We start from the raw sequence: 1,967 nt of genomic DNA on the forward strand, positions 1-1,967 counted from the left end.
CGTTCCCCTTCGCGACCATAAACGTGGACAAAAAAAGTAAAAAATGGCTCAACGGGGAAGGAAATCCGCCGCATCGCTGGCAATCGCGCCAACGGTGCCAATCGCGCTCGAACAGCGTCTTGCGGCCCCGCTTCACCTGAGTGACGCGGAGCGAGCGGTATGGTTGGAGCTCGTCAGCGACCAGCCGGCCGGCGCATTCAGCGCGACTCACGCTCCTTTGCTGGAGATGTACTGTCGGCACGTCGTCAATGCACGAACGATCGCCGATGAGCTGCTCAACTTCGAGCGCGCATGGCTTGCGCGTGACGATGGTCTGAAACGCTATGACCGGCTGCTGGCGATGAGCGAGCGTGAGAGCCGCGCGGCCTCGTCACTCGCCACGCGTCTTCGCATCACGCGGCAGGCCGTGGAGCACCCGACGACCGCCGGGCGGGCGATTGCCAATCAGAAGAAGGCGAGGAAACCATGGGAGCTGCCCACGTGAGCACCCGTCGTCGGCTCGCGCGCAGCAAACGCAACATTGAATGGATCGAGGCGCACTGCCGGGTACCCGAAGGCCGTCTTGTCGGTCAGCCGGTCAAGCTCACGAAGGAGCAACGGCGCTGGCTCAAGCGGATCTACGACACGCCCACGCGCACCTTCATCCTGTCGATGGCGCGCAAGAACGCCAAGACCGCGCTCTCCGCGTTTCTCGTGCTGCTGCACCTCGTCGGGCCTGAGGCGCGCGTCAACAGCCAGCTCTACAGCGCCGCTCAATCGCGCGATCAGGCGGCGGTGCTATTCGAGCTGGCGGCGAAGGTCGTGCGCATGTCGCAGGAGCTCTCGCAGTATGTGACGATCCGCGATACAGCCAAGGAAATGCTGTGCGCTGAGCTCGGCACATTTTTCAAGGCGCTCTCGGCAGACGCGTCGACCAAATTCGGTCTCAGCCCCGCGCTTGTGATCCACGATGAGCTCGGCCAGGTCAAAGGTCCGCGTTCAGAGCTGTATGAGGCCCTGGAGACGGCGAGTGCCGCTCAGGAGAGTCCGCTCTCGGTGCTCATCAGCACGCAAGCGCCGACCGACGCAGATTTGCTGAGTCTGCTGATCGACGATGCGCTCACTGGCGCTGATCCGCTTAATAAGGTCGAGCTCTACACGGCGCCTACTGATATTGATCCCTTCAGCGACCGGGCAATTCGCCTGGCTAATCCGCACTTCGACGTGTTCATGAATCAGGCCGAGGTACGTCGCATGGCAAACGACGCGAAACGCCTGCCGAGCCGCGAGGCCGCCTACCGGAACCTGATACTCAATCAGCGGGTCGAGGCGCGCAATCCGTTCGTCGCGAGCGCGATCTGGATGGAGAACGGCGAGCCGCCAGCGGACATCGACGGTGAGGAGGTCTCGGGTGGCCTCGATCTGTCAAGCGTGAGCGATCTGACCGCGCTCGTGCTGGTGTCAGACGCAGGCGACGTGCATCCGACATTCTGGTTGCCTGAGGAAGGCCTTGCCGAGAAGGCCCGGGCCGATCGTGTGCCCTACGACGTGTGGGCGCGTGACGGCGTTTTGCAAACCACACCTGGTCGCGCGATTGAATACGAGTTCATCGCCGAGCATCTGCGCACGGTATTCGACCGCTGTCATGTGAAGGCGCTGGCGTTCGACCGGTACAACATGCGCTTTCTGAAACCGTGGCTTGAACGAGTCGGCTTCACCGAGGAGGAACTGAGCCGTTTTGTCGAGTTTGGGCAAGGCTTCGTGTCGATGTCACCCGCAATTCGCGAGCTCGAAGCGCGACTGCTCGCACGCAAGCTGCGCCACGGCCGACACCCCGTGCTGACCATGTGCGCCGTGAACGCGGTGACGGTCTCGGACCCTGCGGGCAACCGCAAATTCACCAAGCAGAAGGCCACAGGGCGCATTGACGGGATAGTAGCGCTGGCGATGGCAGTGGGCGCAACGCAACTTAATGCGGAGGAAATGGA

Annotated in this window: 2 protein-coding genes; both read left to right on the top strand. The window is 62.5% G+C overall.

Going from position 1 to position 1,967, the window contains the following annotated elements; all coding sequences use genetic code 11:
• Positions 1-163 precede the first annotated feature (163 nt).
• Positions 164-484: a hypothetical protein gene (locus QCE79_RS32580; RefSeq protein ID WP_309851474.1), complete on the top strand. Its 321-nt coding sequence runs from the start codon at positions 164-166 to the stop codon at positions 482-484.
• 167 nt (positions 485-651) lie between these two features.
• Positions 652-1,967 (top strand): terminase TerL endonuclease subunit (locus QCE79_RS32585; protein WP_309851477.1); only part of this gene is annotated, 1,316 nt, incomplete at its 3' end.

This window comes from Caballeronia sp. LZ003, assembly GCF_031451465.1.
Lineage (GTDB): Bacteria > Pseudomonadota > Gammaproteobacteria > Burkholderiales > Burkholderiaceae > Caballeronia.